General features: G+C 60.6%; 15 protein-coding genes. 12 read left to right on the top strand and 3 right to left on the bottom strand.

Going from position 1 to position 19,952, the window contains the following annotated elements:
- The first annotated feature begins 1 nt into the window (after position 1).
- The 6 genes from arcA (at position 2) to I6F20_RS27550 (ending at position 5,527) form a co-directional block, all read left to right on the top strand.
- Positions 2–1,264: an arginine deiminase gene (arcA, locus tag I6F20_RS27575; protein ID WP_225128680.1), complete on the top strand. Its 1,263-nt coding sequence runs from the start codon at positions 2–4 to the stop codon at positions 1,262–1,264.
- Between the two features lie 118 nt (positions 1,265–1,382).
- Complete coding sequence (locus I6F20_RS27570) at positions 1,383–2,219, top strand: outer membrane beta-barrel protein (RefSeq protein WP_225128678.1); 837 nt, start codon at positions 1,383–1,385, stop codon at positions 2,217–2,219.
- Between the two features lie 34 nt (positions 2,220–2,253).
- A complete protein-coding gene (locus I6F20_RS27565; RefSeq protein WP_225128677.1) occupies positions 2,254–2,481 on the top strand; it encodes a hypothetical protein in 228 nt (75 codons plus the stop codon).
- Between the two features lie 348 nt (positions 2,482–2,829).
- Complete coding sequence (locus I6F20_RS27560; RefSeq protein WP_225128676.1) at positions 2,830–4,035, top strand: sensor histidine kinase; 1,206 nt, start codon at positions 2,830–2,832, stop codon at positions 4,033–4,035.
- A 59-nt stretch (positions 4,036–4,094) separates the two neighbouring features.
- Entirely contained in the window at positions 4,095–4,727 is a 633-nt protein-coding gene (locus tag I6F20_RS27555) for a response regulator (RefSeq protein WP_225128675.1), read from the top strand.
- Positions 4,728–4,891: 164 nt separating this feature from the next.
- Positions 4,892–5,527 (top strand): response regulator, encoded by a 636-nt coding sequence (locus I6F20_RS27550; RefSeq protein ID WP_036011470.1) that lies wholly within the window; start codon positions 4,892–4,894, stop codon positions 5,525–5,527.
- 694 nt (positions 5,528–6,221) lie between these two features.
- Here the strand turns inward: I6F20_RS27550 and I6F20_RS27545 are convergent.
- Positions 6,222–7,601: a hypothetical protein gene (locus tag I6F20_RS27545; protein WP_225128674.1), complete on the bottom strand. Its 1,380-nt coding sequence runs from the start codon at positions 7,599–7,601 to the stop codon at positions 6,222–6,224.
- A 159-nt stretch (positions 7,602–7,760) separates the two neighbouring features.
- Between I6F20_RS27545 and I6F20_RS27540 the strand changes: the two genes are divergently transcribed.
- The 4 genes from I6F20_RS27540 to I6F20_RS38200 all read left to right on the top strand — a co-directional run bounded on the left by I6F20_RS27540 (position 7,761) and on the right by I6F20_RS38200 (position 15,821).
- The gene (locus I6F20_RS27540; RefSeq protein WP_225128673.1) at positions 7,761–8,366 is read left to right on the top strand and encodes a hypothetical protein; all 606 of its coding nucleotides are present in this window, start codon (positions 7,761–7,763) and stop codon (positions 8,364–8,366) included.
- 375 nt (positions 8,367–8,741) lie between these two features.
- On the top strand, positions 8,742–9,845 hold the full coding sequence (locus I6F20_RS27535; RefSeq protein ID WP_225128672.1) for a hypothetical protein: 1,104 nt from the start codon (positions 8,742–8,744) through the stop codon (positions 9,843–9,845).
- A gap of 244 nt (positions 9,846–10,089) precedes the next feature.
- Positions 10,090–12,543 carry a PD-(D/E)XK nuclease family protein gene (locus I6F20_RS27530; protein ID WP_225128671.1) on the top strand — a complete coding sequence of 818 codons (2,454 nt, stop codon included), beginning with the start codon at positions 10,090–10,092 and terminating at the stop codon, positions 12,541–12,543.
- The gene (locus I6F20_RS38200) at positions 12,540–15,821 is read left to right on the top strand and encodes a UvrD-helicase domain-containing protein (RefSeq protein ID WP_225128670.1); all 3,282 of its coding nucleotides are present in this window, start codon (positions 12,540–12,542) and stop codon (positions 15,819–15,821) included. Before I6F20_RS27530 ends, I6F20_RS38200 begins: the two co-directional genes overlap by 4 nt.
- Before the next feature lie 6 nt (positions 15,822–15,827).
- Here the strand turns inward: I6F20_RS38200 and I6F20_RS27520 are convergent, their stop codons facing one another.
- Together I6F20_RS27520 and I6F20_RS27515 are read right to left on the bottom strand one after the other, a co-directional pair.
- On the bottom strand, positions 15,828–17,246 hold the full coding sequence (locus I6F20_RS27520; protein ID WP_225128669.1) for a UvrD-helicase domain-containing protein: 1,419 nt from the start codon (positions 17,244–17,246) through the stop codon (positions 15,828–15,830).
- Positions 17,233–18,951 (bottom strand): ATP-dependent nuclease, encoded by a 1,719-nt coding sequence (locus tag I6F20_RS27515; protein ID WP_225128667.1) that lies wholly within the window; start codon positions 18,949–18,951, stop codon positions 17,233–17,235. Before I6F20_RS27515 ends, I6F20_RS27520 begins: the two co-directional genes overlap by 14 nt.
- A gap of 148 nt (positions 18,952–19,099) precedes the next feature.
- On the opposite strand from I6F20_RS27515, the gene I6F20_RS27510 reads away from it, so the two are divergent.
- On the top strand, positions 19,100–19,441 hold the full coding sequence (locus tag I6F20_RS27510) for a type II toxin-antitoxin system PrlF family antitoxin (protein ID WP_225128665.1): 342 nt from the start codon (positions 19,100–19,102) through the stop codon (positions 19,439–19,441).
- The gene (locus I6F20_RS27505; protein WP_225128664.1) at positions 19,438–19,944 is read left to right on the top strand and encodes a type II toxin-antitoxin system YhaV family toxin; all 507 of its coding nucleotides are present in this window, start codon (positions 19,438–19,440) and stop codon (positions 19,942–19,944) included. The genes I6F20_RS27510 and I6F20_RS27505 overlap by 4 nt, the downstream gene beginning before the upstream one ends.
- Positions 19,945–19,952: the final 8 nt, after the last annotated feature.

Here is a 19,952-nt window from a genome sequence, read left to right as displayed (position 1 = left end):
CATGACACAACAGACATCAAACGGTGCGCTTCCTTTTGGCGTTCATTCGGAAGTCGGTCAGTTGCGCAAGGTAATGGTCTGCTCGCCGGGCCGCGCTCACCAGCGTCTCACTCCGACCAATTGCGACACGCTGCTGTTCGATGACGTCCTGTGGGTCGACAATGCCAAGCGCGACCATTTCGACTTCGTGCAGAAGATGCGCGACCGCGGCATCGAGGTCGTCGAGATGCACAATCTGCTCGCGGACACCGTCGCCATCCCGGAGGCGAGGCGATGGATCCTCGACAATCAGGTGGTCCCAAACCAGGTCGGTCTCGGCCTGATTGACGAGCTCCGCGGCTATCTGGAAAGCCTCGCCCCCCGCGCGCTGGCGGAAACCCTGATCGGCGGATTGTCGACCCACGATTTCCCCGACGCACATGGCGGTGAAATGCTCCGGTTGATCCGGGAGGCGGCCGGCATGACCGAGTATCTGCTGCCGCCACTTCCGAACACGCTGTACACGCGCGATACCACCTGCTGGATCTATGGCGGCGTAACGTTGAATTCGCTGTTCTGGCCGGCGCGTCACGAGGAGCCGATCCTCGCCGCCGCCATTTACAAGTTCCATCCGGATTTCGCCGGCAAGGTCCAGGTCTGGTGGGGCGATCCGACTCAGGATCACGGCCTTGCCACTCTGGAAGGTGGCGATGTGATGCCGATCGGGAAGGGCAATGTCCTGATCGGATTGAGCGAACGGACATCGAGACAGGCGATCAGCCAGCTTGCCGCCGCTCTTTTCAGGAAAAAGGCCGCTGAGCGCGTCATCGTGGCGGCCATGCCCAAGCTGCGTGCGGCGATGCATCTCGACACGGTCTTCACGTTCGCCGATCGGGATTGCGTGCTGCTTTACCCCGATATCGTCAATAACATCACGGCGTACTCCTACCGGCCGGCGGACAACTCTGCCGGAATCGAGCTGCGCAAGGACGAGAAGCCTTTCGTCGACGTCGTGGCTGGGGCGCTCGGCCTGAAGAAGCTCCGCGTCGTGGAGACCGGTGGCAATGCCTATCTGCGCGAACGAACCCAGTGGGACAGCGGCGCTAACCTGGTTTGCGCCTCTCCAGGCGTCGTCTTCGCCTACGATCGCAACACCTACACCAATACGCTGCTGCGCAAGGAGGGAATCGAAGTGATCACCATCGTCGGCGCGGAGCTCGGCCGCGGCCGCGGCGGTGGTCACTGCATGACCTGCCCGATTACCAGGGATCCGGTCGACTACTAGCCGGCGGAGGAATCGACCCAGATCAACCTGTGATTTATCATCTGAACATTAACACGCCACAATCGGCGCGCAGTGTGACACGAATCCCGGTGTCCGGCTGCAGCATCGGAGGGGACCTATGCGACCGTCTGGATTTTTTCTGCCGGTTGCCGCACTGCTCGGCAGTAGTACGGCTTGGGCGGCGGACCTCGATCTCACCGACTTCAAATCGAGCGGAGCCGCTACATCCTCCTACGCGGTTCCTTATTACCAAGCCCCGTCCTGGAGCGTCGTTGGCTCCATCTCGCCGACTTTCACCGACAACGCGCTCTTCACCCGCGATAACCGCAGGTCCGACGTCTATTACGCGCCAGACGTGAGCGTCAGGCTCGACGGGAACCTCACCAACGATCTGTCATACCGGCTCTATGCGCGGGCTCAATACGAAGCCTTTTCGCGGGAAAAGGACGGCAATTTCGCCGTCGCGCGTATGGGCGCGCGTCTGACCGAGAACTGGGACGGCTGGCGCTTGTCTGGCATTTACGAAAATCGATATGATTTCGATGGCATCTACCGCGATCTCGCCTTCACGTCCCACGACGTGATGGGCTCAGTCGCGCGCGATTTCCGCGTTGGCAACGCGACGTTCTCGCCACTAGTGCTTTTGACCTACCGTTTCTCCGATCTGGCCGAGGCGCGCCGCTGGCGCCTTGACGCCGTGCTCGGAATCGAGGTCAAGCTTGATCCCAGATGGTCGATCGTCAGTACGCCCCTGTTCGAAGCCTATTGGTTCACCGATGGACTCAATACCGGTCGCCAGGATCAGCTCTATTCGGTTGACCTCGGCCTGAAGTACAACGTTGCCAACAACGTGTCGCTCACGACGACCGTGCTCTACGAGGCACGAACCTCGAACGTCCCGCTGCGGCGATACAGGGACGTTCGGATCGGGCCTCGCCTGGACTTTGCCTTTTAGAGGTGCTCGAGAGATGCCGGCAAGACGCCTTCTGATGCTGACCTGCCTCATCATCTCAAGCATGATGACGACGGTCGTCCTGGCCGATCCTCGCGATGCGGTCGATCGTAGCCATCGACTCGATACCGATGCACTTCGGGATGATGCCGCGACGCGCCGTCTGGAGCAACCATCTCACCCGCTCGCAATTGCGCCGGCCCCGGCGACACCGCCCGCGAAGGCGACCAGAAAGAAGAAGTCGGACACGAGCAGTAGCCGATAGCCCTGGCGAACCTGTCAGCGCATTAGGGGGGAACGGTGGAGGACGCCCGGCGACCACGGAATGGCGGCGCGACGATGCCATTCGGGCTCGTTCGCCGCGCATCGCCATTTTTACTCTCTATTGCATCGGATTTGAGATTCGGCGGCCCTTGACGAAGGCCAAGATTTCAATCCCCGCCGAATACTACCTCATGTTGAATGAGCGGTTCGCTGGGTGTATAGTTGATTGACCCCGCAGGTGCGCTATTCCGAATTCGGTGGAGGATTTCTCGCCGGCAGGGTGGGGAGAGACCCCGCTATTGTCGTCGTGGCCAATATCGGGAGTCGCCGGAATAGAGTGAGTAGTACAGTGAAGCCACATGGCTCCCCCGCCAGAGAGTCGAGGCAAACCAGTCCCAAGCGCTGGCTGCGCGTAGGTTTGCAACCATCGACCGAGGAGCTTTACTGGAACTCTTCTGCAGATCTCCTCTTCGTCGCGCGCCCCTCCTTTTGCGGACATTTCGTCTACGAGAGCATCAATCCGGCATTCGAGTCCCGGCTCGGCGTATCGTCGCGAGACGTGCTCGACATGGATGTATCCGATTGCCTGAGCGCGGATGACGCGAGATCTGTCTGCGAAGCACTTCGGGCGAGCCTCGCGGAGAAGGCTGAGATCAGGATCCGGCAGCGGCTGGCGTTTGGTGGTTCATCCCGCACGAGGGAAACGACGGTCACGCCGATCCTGGATCCCGCGACCCGCGGTGTCGTCCGGTTGATCGGCTGCCATCGCGAGGCGCGCGACGTTCGCTTCGAGGACCCCACCACATGGGGGAACGGGCTGGATGTCGAAGCTGGCCTGCTGTCGCTTCAGGAGAGCATTCAGCAGCGGATCGCTTCCGATCTCCACGATTCGACATGCCAGCATCTGATTGCCGCGGGTCTCGGCCTCATGCGGATCCGCGGCCAGCTTGACGGCACACAAGCTGCCGAACGGCTCTGCGACGAAATCGACGGGTCGATCGATGAAGCGCTCCGGGAGCTCCGAGCTTTTGCCTATCTGCTGCATCCGCGGGATCTGACGGGTGACGGATTGAAGGCCACGATCGAAGGCTACGCGGAAGGGTTCGCGGCGCGCACCTCGTTGCACGTGAGGGTGAATATCGTGCCGGAGGTCGATCGGCTGCCTCATGAGGCCAAGCGCTCGCTGCTGCGCGTCGTTCAGGAGGCCCTGACGAACGTCTTCCGTCACGCAAGAGCGACGGAGGTGGCGATCGTCCTGGATGTTGTCGACAGACGTTTCCAGTTGACGATCAGCGACAATGGACGCGGTTTTCCCAACCCCGGCAGGCCGGGCACCAAGACGCTGTCGAGCGGTGTCGGAATTCCCGCGATGCGAGCGAGGCTGCACGGGATGGGAGGTACGCTCGCCATCCAGTCCAACGGGATGGCGCCGCATTCCGGCACCGTTCTGTCCGCGGTCTTCCCGCACGTCCTTGCGGTGAATGGACGCAATCGACGAAGGACCACGATCAATACGAGGCCAGCGACCGGCACACGATCAGCGAAAGAACACTAGCCAGCGGCGGCGGGTCGAAAGCGCGACCCGAACGCCGTCAAAGACATGGAGTGTGCGGCATGAAACGTATCCTCATAGCCGACGATCATGAAGCGGTGCGGTCGGGTTTGCGGGCGGTGCTCGAGCAGCGGGCGGATTGGGAAGTGGTGGCCGAGGCCGCTGACGGAGGCAAAGCGGTCGCCGCGGCGATCCAGAGCCAGCCCCACGTCGCCATCCTGGATTTCTCGATGCCGAGGATGACCGGCGTGGAGGTGGCACGGCGTATGAGGGACTATCGGCTGCAAACCGAGATCCTGATCTTCACCGTGCACAATTCGGGTCTGATAGCGCAGCAGGCGTTCGAGGCCGGCGCCCGCGCTTTCTTGGTGAAGTCTGATGCGAACAAGTTGCTGCTGGCGGCTGTCGAGTCGCTGCTGATGCATAGGCCGTTCTTCTGTACGAATAGCATTATCGAATACGACGGCGGGCAGGGCCCCCACGGCGAACGACACCGCCATGGGCTGACCTCGCGCGAGCAGCTCGTCGTCAAGCTGGTTGCCGAGGGCTACAGCAACAAGGGGATTAGCGCGATCCTCGACCTGAGCGTTAAGACGACGGAGGCACATCGTGCAGCGGCGATGCGCAAGCTGGAGGTAAACTCGACGGCGGGCCTCGTGCGATACGCGGTGCGGAGCGGACTCGTCGAGGCCTGATCGCAAGCCGTGGCGATCCGTGGCTGTCAGTACCTTCGCCTGCATCTCTCAGGGTTTTGCTGGATAACCGTTCTTGTGGGACGCCGTATGATCGTTCGACCTGACGGCCGATGACCGCTCTAGTCCACCTGGCTTGGCCGAGGGTAGGCAAACGGGAACGACCCGTGAAACGCATCTTGATTGCGGACGACCATGAAATCGTGCGTTCCGGACTTCGTGCGATTGTTGAAACGCGGTCCAACTGGATCGTGAGCGGCGAGGCGACCAATGGTGAGCAGGCGGTCACGCTTGCGCTGGAAACCAGGCCAGACATCGTGATCGTCGATTATTCCATGCCGATCATCAACGGCCTGGAGGTCAGCCGCCGCCTCAGAGCGCTTCACATTCAAACCGAGGTGCTTATCCTCACGATGCATGAAAGCGAGGAGCTGCTGACAGAGGCCATTCTGGCCGGAATCCGCGGCTTCCTGTTCAAGTCCGACGCTCGCAACCATCTCATTTCCGCGGTCGAAGCGCTGCTCGACGGCAGACCCTACTTCACGAGTGTTCTACTGGAGAAGCTGCTCCGCGACTACCAGGCGAACAAGCAGAACCGGGCCGACATGCTGCTGACCTCGCGCGAGGAGAGCGTGGTCCAGTTGATCGCGGAGGGGCACACCAACAGGTCGATAAGCGCGATCCTGAATCTGAGCGTCAAGACGGTCGAGACCCACCGCGCCTCGGCCATGCGCAAGCTCAGGATGTCCTCCACCGCCGAGCTGGTTCGGTATGCTGTCCGCAAGCGGCTGGTTTCACCTTGAACGAGCGGGGAGCGCTTTCGGCTGCTCGCGAAAGATCGAGAGTGCACCGTCGAGTGAACGGACGCGAGAAATACCTTCGCATGCTTACTTTGATGTGTGGCGTTGGCTTGCCGAGCCGAAGCTTGCCGCGCCAGTCCGTCTTTGCTTCCGCTGCGCTCCGGCTACGACACCGCGCTTGCCCCTCGTTCTCCGCTTGGCTGCGCCACGCGTAGCCCGAAGGGCGAAGCGTGGTGGGCCCGGCAGGACTCGAACCTGCAACCAGACCGTTATGAGCGGCGGGATAGCGATTGGCTTCGTTGATTTTGCTGGCTATTTGTTTGAATCTGATCGCGTTCGTTGTGCTTTGGCTGGGTCGTTTCTGGTGCGAAACTGGTGCGGTAACGCCTGCTTATGCAAACGAGCCGGGCCTGACGTCCGTAAGCTCCATCGCAGGACTCTCAACGATGATGATCATCAAGCGGATCGACTTTACCCTCTCAAGGCTGAAACAGGGGTTCGATTCCCCTAGGGAGCGCCAGAAATTTCAAAGACTTACAGCTTGGCCCGAAAAGTCGTCGAATATCCGTCGAATAAGCGCCAGCGAACATCGGCGAACTCCGCCACACTAAATCAGTGATCCGATTAGCTCTCTGTTCTAGCCAACGTGACGCGCAGAGCGAATCGCGGTCAGAAAGTGCGAGAGTTGGCTCTGAGACTATTCTTGGTTCGAATTCGCTGCTGCGATCGGATGCCAATGTACCCCGCTTTCGCTTTCGTTCTCGGGCGTGACCAACATGTGGTCGGGCAGTGGCCAATGCGTTCGATGATGTCCGATCTTGTATGGCACCATCGTCTCAGTGATCGCCCACGTCTCGTTCTCTCGCGTGGTTGCTTCCGGAACAAAATAGTTTGCGTAAACCCATCTGAGGCGTGAGGTCGCCGGCGCAAAAGTTCTGGCTTGCATCGTGTTGAAGAAGTGACGAGCGAAATCAACTTCCGGTCCCGCCGAGCTCTCGACGCCAACGTGAATTACCCCCGGACGGTCGCTCGGAAGCTGACGCTCTGCGTTGGCGATGGTGCTACGAAAGTGACGCGCCTTTTGACGTACGGCAACTTCGGATTCACTGACCCAGCTGACCACGCTCGCTTGGTAAACAGCGTCGGCATATGTGGGCCTCAAAGGCGCCGGACGCCATTTGGCTGCCATGCTGTGATCGGCCGAATGATCATAGTGTCCGGCCAGAAGTTCGATCATCCGACTTCCATCAAAATAGACGTAGTCTTTTGCGAGAATTCGCCGAAGCAACGTCCAGTTTATGGGTCGCACTCTTCCGGTCGCCACCTCGTCCTTCCAAGGTGCCAGCGATCGCCGCTCGATGGTCTGTCTCACGTGTCGCACGAGATAGTCGTCCGCGACTTCGCGCAGCTCGACTTGGTACTTCACCTCGACAATGACGGATTCGCCTAGCTCCAGGCATAGTTGATGGATGGGTTGTGCAAGCCGCGTGCCCCGCAACTTCTCGTTCGCGGCGTAGGTTGAAGGCATCAGGCGCTTGCACTCTGCCGCCCAGCGGCTTCCTGTCCTGAAAACGTGCAGGTCCGGGGTTCGTCCGCGCCCGGGAGTTTCCGGCACGAACTCGACCCGTCTCCAACCTCTGCGTCGGTAGGCAAGGGCGACGAGCATCTCGAAAATGCTGCTGTCAGGTTGGCGTCTCTCCTGTAACATCATGCGAGCCGCTCGCTCTTCGACCCCCTTCACGCTGAGCAGAAGTTTCAGCTCTTTGCCGATGCGCGTAAGGAAGGGCACAACTCGCATTGTGCCCTCAGGCGTCCACAGGGCCCGGTCGGTGGCAAAGGTCTCTGCCTGCAGTATGTACCAAGCGGCCGTATCTACCGGGTCATACAACGGTCCCATTATGCCGGCGCGCATGCGGTCTTGGGCAGCAAGAAGATTGGTCTTCGCGACGTCCAGCCTCTGCTCCATCTCTTTGCGAGGAACGAACGACTTCAGCCAGGCAACTGCCAGCATCAATTCGTCATCGCGCCAATCCTGGTTAGTGCGCGGCGCGGTCCAATCTGGATTGTTCGCTTTCATGCTGGGAAATTCGACATTGCCACTAGGCTAAGACCGACCATTGTGTGGCAACTGTGACCGGGCAAATCCCGTGGCTTTTCGTGATCCGAACGCGGGGATTCCTGGAGCGATACTTATTGTACGTTTAGTTTACAATGATCCGGTCATTGGAGGCGAGCAATGGATTTTGGTGGGGGTACGAAGAGAGATATAGCCGTCCATGAGGCCGGCCATGCAGTTGCCCGCGTTTTATCGATAGGTCGCGTAGGCGTCACCAATGAAAACGCGATCCGGTGGATCGAAATGGAGGAGGGCACTCCACACTGCTCCGTGTTCGAGCTGCCCCTTAATATGCCGGGCCTTAAGGAGTTCGGGGAGCGCGCAGGCATAAGGGAAGGCACCCGGTGGACGGTGGAGCAATGGCGCAAGCTATTTTCGTATATGGGCATCGATCCATTGGAATGGGCGAGCGTGCGAGTTTTTGAGCTTACTGCTGGGGCGGCGGCACAAGCGAAATTTATAGACGCTTCCTTTCATTTGGTTTGGCATGATTACGGGTGCAGCGATGACCGTCAGACCGTCATCGAGACTTGTCAAAGGATCGGCTTGAACGGATCAGAGGCAACAAGGCTCTTCGCAGAGCAAGCTGAACAAGCATGCATCGCAATGGATAACACCGACGTGTGGCGCGCAGTGCTAGCTTTAGCCGAACGATTGCCAACCACTGGCCGAATGCCGGGCAGCACGGTTATTTCGATCGTTCAAAATGCATTGCGGGCCTTGTGAGCAAGACGCATCGCGAGACAATCCTACTGGCAACCGATGCCTTCCTTGGCCCGTCGCACATTGCCGCGATTGCTCGAATGGGGACGGACAGTCCGGAGTGAGGTCTAGAATCCGGCAGAGTCGCAGAGCGAAGGTCTTCCTTGGAAGCGAATCCCGGACGAGCAAAGATCACGGGACAATTCGCGCTAATTGTTGAAAATTTCGGCGCACGGCTCTAGATTCGACTCATGCCGCCTCCGTCGGCTAGGCCGCTGCCCTGGCAAAGGACTTTTGGTCCAACGACTACTCAATCATCAGCTCTCGCGACCGCTTCCCCTCTTTCGGCCGATGAGACGAGCAGCGCGTCTTGACCCGGCCGAGATGAAGGACGCTCGCATGTTCTCGACGCTCGAAGGCGCAAAGAAATTCGCCAAGAATCTCAAATCGTTGTTTGACGATAGCGGGATCATTTTTCCGCTTAATCGCTGCCAGAAGGCCGCCGCGATCGCAGGCGGCTTTCGAGATTGGCACGACCTCAGCAGATCGTTGGCAGGGTCGGATCGACCCGTCGATCCTGGCGCGTTTCGCCGCAGGCTGATCGCGTTTCTGCCCCAGCCATGCTGGATACCCGTATTGTTTTGGTTGGATGATGGGAAACTGGAGACAATTGACGGCGAAGGACTCTCGCACAACTATTACCGCGCCGTCGCGCCCTACGTGTTTTCGTCGTCTGTCATTCACCGAACCAAGTCCGCTCTGCTTCGGCCCGGCTCCAGTCCCGGACAGCGGTTGCGGGAATCGATGGTCGTCTCTCTCTTGCTCGGAGGAAGAGGCAGCAAGATATTGATCCCACAGCTCGAGCCGGACACCTTAGCGCTCGTCGTTTCCGGCGACACGGCAGATCTTTTCGGGGTCGATGCGGAGCATCCTCGGTTCGAGAAGGATTTCGCCTCTCTCGTGGCGGCCGGCATATTTGAATACCAAGATGGCATCCTGCGGGTCCTGCCGGCGGACAGAGACGAGGTCGCTGCGCACGCGGCCAGAGGGTTCACCGACCGCGCACAGTATTTCGCTGGCGTCGGAGACGAGGCAGTGGAAGCGCTCGCCGTGGCGCTCTCCGCAACCGGAATTGAGCAGCCCACGCGTGTAGCGGAAGCTGGCGCCGACAAAGGCTCGGAGACACAAATCACACCGCCTGGGCCAATCCTCGAACTGTTGTCCAAGCTTGCAGAGGATGGAGAACTGGTTGCCGTTTACCGAGCTTGGCGGGTGTTTGAAATGATCCATCCAGAGAGCGCCGACTTACTGCGCGACTCGGTGCCGGATAAGATCTTGTCACCCTATCTCGTCCGAAACCGCGGGATCGATGCCGGGAGGATGGTCGGATGGATGTCGACAAGATCAGAATGGACAGAAGCGGCGAAGGCCGCTCTGCATGATCCGGCACACTTTAAGAAGACGGTCGACGAGATGGCGGACGCGATAGCGGAGACGCGTTAGACGGCGGGAACTGCGTCGCCTTAAAGATTCGCGGTTTCGGCAGCGATCGGGTATCGCTGCCTTCAGTCCGGCGATAGGGCGCGAAATGCTAATCCATACTGTAGTCGTCGATGGGCCTTTAGCACTGCGAATGCGGCGCCTTGATGCGGCTCGCGAAGGGGCCACGGGTCGGCAAGTCCTGACGCTGCCGCTTCTCGCCGCACGCCTTGCCGGCGGCTTCGTTTCGCCAGCCTCGCACGAGGTCTTGTACCTGGCTATCAGGCAGGGGCTCGAGGTGGGCGGATACGAGGACATTGGCAAGGTTGCCGAACTGCCGGGGATGCCCGCGGCTGCGCTATCGGCGCTCCGGGACTGGTGGGACATGGAGGCCCCGGCTTCTTTGCCCGACAATGCCCGCCTTAGGGACTTTGTGTTGCTCGAACGCCGCGTCCGAGAGGAACTGCCGTCTGGAATGCTGACGCCTCCCGATTTGGTCAGAGCTGCCTTGGCGCGAATTCGTTTCGCTCCCAAAGTACTCGGCGCCGTCACTATTCAAGACGTCGCTAATATCCAGGCCGTTTGGTATCCGCTCATCCATGCGCTTTGCGATGTCGTACCGGTGCGATGGATTGCATCGCAGCACAGCCGGCGCGACTGGTTCTCTGGGGACATCCAAACGCGTCCATCCGGCACAGCATTGCTTGGCTCTGCAGACCTCTGTGCCGATCCGCGAAACGAAGTGCGGGAATCTTTGCGTTGGGCGCGCGCGCTTGTGGCGGACGGAAAAGCCGCGCCCCACGAGGTCGCCATTTCGGCTGCCTCGCCGTCGGCTTGGGACGATGCGTTTCTGGTTCTCTCGCGTGAGGCAGGGATGCCCGTGCATTTCACGCACGGCATTCCGGCGCTAGCGACCCGTGAAGGGCAGGCCTGCGCTGCACTCGCGGACATCCTGCTACGCGGGCTGTCTCAGGAACGTGTGAGGCTCCTATTTGCCCGGCTGCCGCGCGGCCCAGCCAAGGATAAGTTGCCCAGTGACTGGGCTAAGGGCTTGCGGCGAAGCGCGGCGCTGACAAGTCCGACGCTTTGGCGTCATGCTCTGGAGCAAACTCGAGACGAACGGGCAAATGGTGACCTTACGGAACGGACATTGTTGCCGATTCTCGAAGACTTGGCCGGCGGGATTGCATTGTCAGAGGGAGTAGGGCGCCGTCTTTTGAAGGGGCAGGCGCTGAGCCTGTGGCGGGATGCTTTGCGCATGGCGCCCCCACAGGCAATCGAGCTCTCCCTGCAGGCTCTGCGCGTTGCCGACGGACGCGAGCCGGGAAATTCTATCGCGTGGGGACCCGCCCGTCACTTGGCGGCGGCCCCGCGCGCATATATTCGCCTCGTCGGGCTGGATGCGAACGCGTGGCCCAGACGGTCGAACGAGAACCCGTTGCTACCACAACATCTGCTTGGGCAATTACGACTTCCGTCCGCTGAAGCAGCAGAAATGGACCGGATGATGCATGACATCATCGTCGGCCAATCGACCAACTACTCGCTGTCACGCGCCTATAGGAGTGCGACTGGATCGCTGCAAGCAGCCAGTACGTTGTGGCCGAGAAAAGCAGAGCGCATCATCGGGCGGAGCGCGATACCCCCGCATGCTTTCAGCGAAAGCGATCGGCTCTACGCCCGGCCCGTCGATGCGGGCAAGGATCCCCAAGTGCGTGCAAGTCGTGCCTGTTGGCGCGCATGGTGGGATGGTGAGCAACACACGGCTCATGACGGGAAGGTTCGTGCCAACCACCCGCTCGTTGTCGATGCCCTTGCTGAAGTCCAATCCACGACCTCTCTCCATCGACTTCTATGCGATCCGTTGGGGTTCGTCTGGGAGTACGCCCTGCACTGGCGTGAGCCGAATCTAGACCCCCAGCCCCTCGCTCTAACCCATCGCGCTTTCGGCGAGCTCGTTCACGCTCTTATTGCGGGCGTGTTGCGGATTGGCGCGCCCAAAAATATCGATGAGATTGAGATTGCCCTAGATCGAGAGGTGGACAGTCTTACCGAAAGCTGGCCTCTCACCAGAGCCGTTCCACCGGGCCTTCTCTGGCGCCACACAGTGGAGATGGCACGCGAGAGAGCGCTGCGAGGACTCAAAGATGCAATCGACGAACCGCGCGGCAGGAGCTGGACCGAGCTTTCGTTTGGCGAGCCCGATAAAGGAGCTCATCCGTGGACCACGCTCTCGCCGGTCCAGATCGGAAAGACCGGAATTGTCTTCCGTGGACGAATTGATCGACTTGATGAAGACGCGGCACGCGGCGCGGCAGTCGTCACGGACTATAAGGTTGGGGCGGCGCCGGAGCGGAAGAAGCCAGTCGTGTTCGATCGTGGCGCAGAACTCCAGCGCGTCTTTTACGGCCTCGCCGTGCGGTCTCTCCTTGCTGATGTTCGGAGCGTGAGCTCGCAGCTGACTTATCTAAAGCACGAGCCGGCGCGGACGCTAAGCCTTACGAACGAGGAACTTGAGAAGGCGATTGACCAGGCGGTTGCATTCACGGCCTCAGGCGTTCAACTGCAACGCAACGGCCAGATTGCGCCAGGACCTGCGCCTGTATTCTTTGATCCGCTTGCTATCGCCCTGCCAGCTGAGCTTGATGCTTACCGTCGCGTAAAGCGTCGTCTATTTGCTGGGGTGAACAGCGCGCTAGACAAACTTTGGAGTAGCCCGTGAGCGTACCTGATCTCGATGCCCGCAGACGCGCGCTCACTGATTTTGAGACCAACATGCTGGTCGAGGCTGCGGCGGGCACTGGCAAGACGTCATTGATGGCCGCGCGCGTCGCGATGATGATCGCAAGCGGGGTTGATCCTTCAAAAATTGCAGCCATCACCTTCACCGAACCGGCGGCGAGCGAGTTGGAGGCACGGATACGCTGGACGGTCGAGGAGCTTCGCCATGGAAGGACGCCGCCCGCACTCGCCGGAATTCTCTCACTGCCGTTAGACCTAGCGGAGCGCGCGCATCTTGATGAGGCCGCGCCACGCATCGGAGAAATCACTGCCACGACCATCCATGGGTTTTGCCAAGGAATTCTTCGTTCGCACGGGATAGAAGTGGGCCTCGATCCTGGTTCGCGTGTTGTGGACGCGATCATTGCCAATGCACTCTTTGACGAAGTGCTCGCGACTTGGCTGAAGGAGAGGTTGGTGCCTGACGAAACAGACGGCGGTCCCATCGGTGTCCTTGCCAAGGATGACCCGTTGGGGGTAGTCGAGCGGGTCCGCGAACTTGCCATCCTCCGGCGAGAGCATCGCAGCGCGACCGTGCCGGCGCCGGATTTCTCAACTCGCCCGGACAAAACGTTCGCGGAAGCCGTCTCTGCCTTTGCCCGCTGGCATGTCGCGGGACCAGGAGATACGTGGACGGCAGGTCTCATCGCGGATCTTGAACGTCTTTCTTCGTTCTTCGCCGGCGATCACGCCACCGCGGGCTTCTCCGCGTTGTGGCGCCTGACCCAGCCGCCCCGTATCGGCATGATGCGGCAAAGAAGCATCGACTTGCTGGCTTATGACAGGATGCGCGCTTGGAAGCAGAGTCTTGGCGAGACGGATGGACGGCGTCGCGCAAATGAAGCGGTCGAACACTTCGAGACGGTTCGCGCCGCGTATCGAACGTTGATTGGCTGCATTGCGCAAGGTCTGGCGCATGAACTGGATGCGCATCTAACCGGGGTGATCGAGGCCTACGACCGGCGCAAGCGAGAAGCGGCCGTTCTCGATTTCGACGACTTGCTACGTCAGGCGCGGGCGCTTGTTTGCGAGAACCCCGAAATTCGCGCTTGGCTCGCCGGCCGGTATGCCTACCTGCTCGTCGATGAATTCCAGGATACCGATCCCGTGCAGGCGGAAATCGTTTTCTGCCTCGCTGCGCGTTCGCAGCCGGCGACTTGGAGCAGCGCAAGCTTGCGGCCAGGAGCGCTCTTTTTGGTAGGAGACCCCAAACAAGCAATCTATCGATTTCGCGGTGCTGACGTTGAGTCTTACGCCCTCGCGAAGTCCGTACTTGGAACAGCCGGCAACGGCTGCGTACTTTCTATCACCGCGAACTTCAGATCCCGGCCGGACGTCATCACGCACGTCAACCACGTGTTCAGTGACGTTCTTGGAGGGGCGGGACAACCGGGTTTCGTCCCGCTCGCGCCGACCCTTATGCTCCCGCCACTGCCGATCAGTGCGGCGGCGAAGCTGACGATCCATGTTCCGCGTGATGCCAACGCGGAGGAACAGCGCGAAGCGGAGGCGGAAGCTGTTGCCAGCCTGTGCGCGCGCCTGATCGGCGCCCTGAAGATCCATCATCCGGATGGAACTGAGCGATACTTGCGTGCAGGCGACATAGCGCTGCTTGCTCCTACACACACCGATCTCTGGCGTTACGAACGCGCTCTCGAAGCGCACCGCATCGCGGTCGCCTCCCAGGCAGGTCACGCGCTCTTCCGGCGCCAGGAGCTTCAGGACATGCTCGTCCTGGTTCGCGCGCTGTCGGATCCGCTCGACACTCTGGCTTTCGGCGCGCTAATGCGAGGTCCGGCTGTCGGACTCACCGATGAAGACTTGCTTGATATTACGGCGGCTCTCTCACCCGACCAAGATGGGCGCCGGCGCTTTCAGTTGCGGACCTCAGCGGACGAGGTCGTCAACCCCCTCGCAAAGGATGTTCTGTTGAAGCTCCAGGCGCTGCATCGCCTTGCCGCCGAACTCACGCCGATGCAGCTCATCGCCTTCGCAATCGAGCGCCTGAAACTGAGAGTGATCATGGCGGCTAGGCATGGCCAGCGCAACGCGCGCGCGCTCGCAAACCTTGATGCCATCGTCGAACTCGCCAGACCCTACAATGTTGCCGGACTGCGCGCGTTCGCGCTCGATCTCCAGCGAGGATGGCAGAGCAAGCGCCGGCATTCAGAAGGGAGAGTCGATGCGTCCGAGGACTCGGTGGAGATCGTCACCATGCACAGCGCCAAGGGGCTGGAATGGCCCGTGGTGATCACCGTGAATTCGTCGACGCAGTTCAAGCCCCAGGATCAGTTCGTCTATAGGCAATCAGACGATACAATTCACTGGATCGTCGGAGGGATCGAGCCGCCCGAACTGGTTACCGCCCGTGAAGAGGAGGAATTTCGCGAAGCGCGGCAACGCGAGCGGCTCTGGTACGTCGCAACGACGCGCGCCCGAGATCTCTTGGTGATCCCTGATCTGCCTGGCGCTCCCTCGCGATCGTGGTCGCGGGTGATGAATCTGGGGCAGAAGCGACTTTCCGAGATCCGAGCTGACGCGTTGCCCGAGCCTGTTATGAGCGCGTCGCAATCCATGGCCAACGATCAGACAGTGGCGATATTTGCAGCAGAAAACCAGCGATTGGTGGCTGCTTCGCCGCCGATTGTATGGGACCGTCCGAGCGACCGCGATGCTGATCGCAGCGCCGACCTTGTTGATGCATTCGTAGTCGATCCGGCGACCGACGTGACGGCGCGGATTGTAGGAGCGGGCGCCCTCCGGGGTACGATCCTGCACAAGCTTATGGAAGAGCTACTCACGGGGGAACTTGAGCAAGTTCGTGAAGGGGCTACTCTTCGCGCGACCGAGTTGCTTGCTCAACTACAATCCGATGACGCGACGGATGCCGAAAGGCCAGACGCGGTCGAGATGGCCGAGGTGGCGCTGCGCACATTGGCCCTGCCGGAGCTCGCGCCCTTCCTCGCGCTACTGGTGCCCGAAGTTCCGCTCTGGGCGGCAAACCCGCCGCGTTATCTTGCGGGTCGTGCGGATGCTGCCGCAATCGAGGGAGAGCGCATCGCACTCGTCATCGACTGGAAGTCCGACGTAAACCCCACGGCGGCGGCACACAGTGCACATGTGGCGCAACTGCGCGACTATCTGAGCGTCACAGGGGCCGAGCGAGGCGCTATCGTCTACATGTCCGCAGCACAAGTTTCGTGGGTCGAACCTCCGTAGCGCGGCTTACCAGGGCGGATTGAGAATTGGCGATGGAGAGCAAACCACGACTCGGCGCGAGCCACGGCTCATTGCGACGTAGAGATTGCGCGCGTTGAGAGCGCTCCCATTGAGAATGACCGAGATGTCGGCTTCGAGACCTTTGAGTAGCAAGGTACTTCCGACGGAACGCTTGGCGAGCGGCCGGCCGATGAGCCGAGAGTATTCTCGGATCGTCACCGTCGCCTCTCGAAACGATGGCCCGTCGGGAGAGGTTGCAAGTTGCAGAGCCCGCTGTGCGGCCGCCAGCACTGCAGGACGGTAACATCGAACTCCACCGGCGCGATTGATGGCGGAAAGGAGATCTGCGACATCTGCAAGCGACCGCGACGCTTCAAAACTCATGCCCGCTTGCTCGATACCGGACAGAGGTCGTCCCAGATTCCCGGTACGGGCTGCCGCAACCGACCGTACTAGGTCGTCTGCGGAAAAGGCGCTCATCAAGCTCTCCGCAAAATGGGCCACGGTGGAGAGCGCTTCGGGTCTCGCAAGGTCGAGGGCACTCCCAAAATCCGTAAGGTCGCGCAGGTCCACAGCCTCGACCGTCACGGCTCCTTCGACTTGGCGGGCGAAACGTTGCTGTCCCCGAGGGTCCGTGCTGTCGCCGATGATCAAAACCTTCGTGTCGCCTGGCGCGGCGACCGCGGCCGCAGCCTGCCGCAGGGCATCGTCCTGGCGGCCATCGAGCTGAACCCACTGCACGCTGCCGGGTGCGTTCCGAAGATCGATTGGTTTGCCTGCCGCAAGGTCGGGTCGTATCGATAGCAACCATTGACCCAGATCGTGCGCGCCTGCGTTGTTCCACCTCCACGGCGTGGCAAGTTCTCGCACTTTCGGAAAGAACGAGAGTACGTCCTTCTGCCAATCTGCCAGCGGATCAGCGCCGAATCCAAAGATGGCCTGGAACGGATCTCCAACGATGGCTGTGGGCAGACTTTGAGCCAACCAGGTTACAAGGGCGTGCTGGCGGATCGAGCAGTCCTGGTACTCATCTACAAATAGTTGCGCGAAACTGGCCGCGAGAATGTCATAAAGATGCCCGGCAGCAACAAGCCGCGCTGCCGCGTCACGAATGGCTTCATAATTCGGCCGGGCGGCTGTTACGATTCGCGGATCGTGCCCGGCTCGCTGAGGAAACGTCGAAATGAGCCGGATCGCGAAGCCGTCGAGCGTTGCAGCCCGGTAGGAGCTTGGCTTTACACCTGCTCTATCGAGGCGGCCGCGGAGCGCTGCGACCCCCGCATTGGTGTGTGTCAGCACCAAGATTGGCTTTGGCCCGTCATGCCTTGCCAGAGCATCGCTGATGAGCTGGGTCTTGCCGCAGCCGGCCGGGGCTATCACCAGCCCACGGCCTATCGTGCGCAGGTCGATTTCAGCGGCCGTCATCTGCGACCCAGTCGAGAACGCCATCCATGACGTTTGTAAGGCTGGCATCGGCCTCATCGTAGGCGGGACCGACAATACGCTGCCCCGCCGTTTCCATCGTGGTGATGGTCTTTAGCCAACCGAAGCGCGCCGCCGCGTCCCCGAGAAGGGCACGGCTGGCGGGGCTGAGGCTGCCAAAGAGCGCCTCGGTTTCCAGATCGTGGAGCGTCCTTGTGCCGCTGGAAATTGTTTTGACATGCGCTTCAATCAACGCGCGGTCTTTCACCTCAATGGCGAGATTCAGGAGTTGGCTCGCGGGCCCGTTCGGGAGTGCGGCGAACAGTTCCTGTTCGAGGGCACGACCGCCGCCCCATGCGAACACCTTGCCGCCGCCAGCAACAAAGGCAGCTTCGGCACCCGGTGGGGCGGGTTTGTCGCTGTCTCGCAGGATCGCTGTTCGGTAGCCCAGAGACTGCAGAGCGATGGCGCGGCTGAAGGTTTCATCGCCGTTGCCGTTCACCAAAGTTGCACCACAAGCTGCATGCGATTTTTCGCCGGCAGCAGTGAAGTGCTGATCCAGACCGCGCATCAAGCCGATTTCGCTTCCGCCCTCGCACACCACAATCGAGGAGGCGAGCAGCGCATGGGCGTGGGCGCGGATCGTGCCCTGTACGTTCCCGGCGTCGCTGGCACAGCGGACGGTATGCTGCCCGCCATTCCTGCGGACGATATGAAGCTGGTGGGCGTTGAGCTCGGTCACGGCAATCGGCGAGTGGCTTGTGGCAAAAACCTGTAGCGGGGGCAAGTCTTCCTTTGCGCCCAGCGCGCCGAGCAGGCGAATGATTCGGTGCGGCTCGAGCCCATATTCCAGTTCGTCGATCAGAAACGTCGTCGCCATCTCGGCCGCCTTCCGCTGCAGGGCGGCGATCAGCAGCCGCGACGAACCAAGCCCGAGAGCCCGTAGCGGCACACCCCCTTCATCATGAAGCGAGATGGTGCCGCCTGTGAAAGTGACCGAACCGGCATCGATCAACGCCTGCACGGCCTTTCCGACGGGGACGCCCATATCGCCTGCCGCTGCCGTGACGAGTTTGAGAGGCTCCGCGAGCTCTTCGAGTTCCTTTTGGTCAAAGGCGTCGCGCATCTCACGAGCTGCCCGTGTCAGCTCCTTTGATGCGTCCGCCTTGCCGTCTGTCAGCTTGGTCAGCACAGACCCTCTCCGCCACGTCAGATGCATGCCCCCCGTGACGCCGAGTCTGGCTGGAGCTATATGCGTGCGATCGGCCCAGTTAAGATTGCGGACCCGACCTGAAGCCTGGGCACGCGGCGAGACAAGCGTCCATTCCGGCTCGAGGTCGTCCTGAACTGTGAGCTGGAGGGTCAGGGCGGTTTCGAGCCCGGCACCGGGTTCCGGTTCCACCAACCCGGTGGCTGCATCGAAGCCCACGAGGAAGTCGCCATACGCGTCCATGTTCTTCAGGGGGTCATCGAGAGCGCCAAGTGTCACCGCAATGCGGATCGCGCGGCCGAAATCAAGAGCGTGGAAATCGGCGTCAGTGAAGGAAAGCGATCGGCGCGCGCCGAGGCAAAGATCGATGGCATCAAGAATCGTCGACTTGCCGCTGTCGCCTGGTCCGATCAGGCAATTTATCCCAGGACCAGGTACCCAGCGAAGCGTCTTCACCGCTCGAAAATTCTCAATCTCAAGCACACGGATCAGCGCCATTGGGCGTTCTTTCTGCTCGTTCGTCAGGGGAATACGCACCGAACGGGCAGAATTCCGCCGCCGTCGGCCAGCCACACCAGCCGAGATGAACTTGACTTACAATGCAAATGCATTACATCGGATGATATTGAGATGCAAGGAGCGGGTCATGGCCAAGACGGCTGAAATCCTCGAAATCCCCGCCACCATCACCGAGCGCGGCCAGACGACTGTGCCGGCCGCTATCCGTAAGATGCTGGCTCTCGGCAAGCGTGACCAGGTCGTGTTCCGTGGCCTCGCTGACGGCACTGTCGTCATCGCGAAGAAGCAGAGGCGTGAAGCCGAAGCCGACCCTGTGATAGGCACGTTCCTCGAATTCTTGGCACGTGACATGGCTCATGAGCCAGCGCGAATTCGATCGGTGCCGAAGTCGCTGGTTGCGCGAGGAAAGGGCTTGGTCAAGGGTGTCAAGGTCGATCTCGACGCAACGCTCCCGGATGACGAAGGGTGAGCGACGACACCGTCGAAATCAATGGTTGGAAAATCTATGCGCACCCGCTTTTCCTCGATCAACTCGAGGCGATGATCGAAAAAGTCGAGCGAGCGCGCAAAAAGGATCCAAAGGACTATAAGAAGAAGCGCGCCGCAAAGCTCCTTGCGGCGGTGCTGAAGGTCGCATTCGAGGATATTCCCGGCGATCCAACCCGGGACATCTATCGTCAGGGCGCCACGCTGGGCGATGAACATAAGCACTGGTTCCGTGCGAAATTTCTGCAGCAGTATCGACTATTTTTTCGCTACCAGCGATCCGCTGACGCCAAGGTCATTGTGCTGGCTTGGGTCAATGATGACTCGACGCTGCGCGCCTACGAGAGCGCCAATGATGCCTACGCCGTGTTCCGGAAGATGCTGAAGCGCGGCAACCCGCCGGACGATTGGACGAAACTTAGCGAATCAGCTCGAGCGCCCGACGCCAAGCACCGTCTTCGGAACACAGCGGGATCGCAGAAGTAACAGCTTCG

This window comes from Bradyrhizobium sp. IC3123 (assembly GCF_020193625.1).
Lineage (GTDB): Bacteria > Pseudomonadota > Alphaproteobacteria > Rhizobiales > Xanthobacteraceae > Bradyrhizobium > Bradyrhizobium yuanmingense.
The sequence above is the reverse complement of the archived record's forward strand: the minus strand, read 5'-3'. Positions and strand labels throughout refer to the sequence as shown.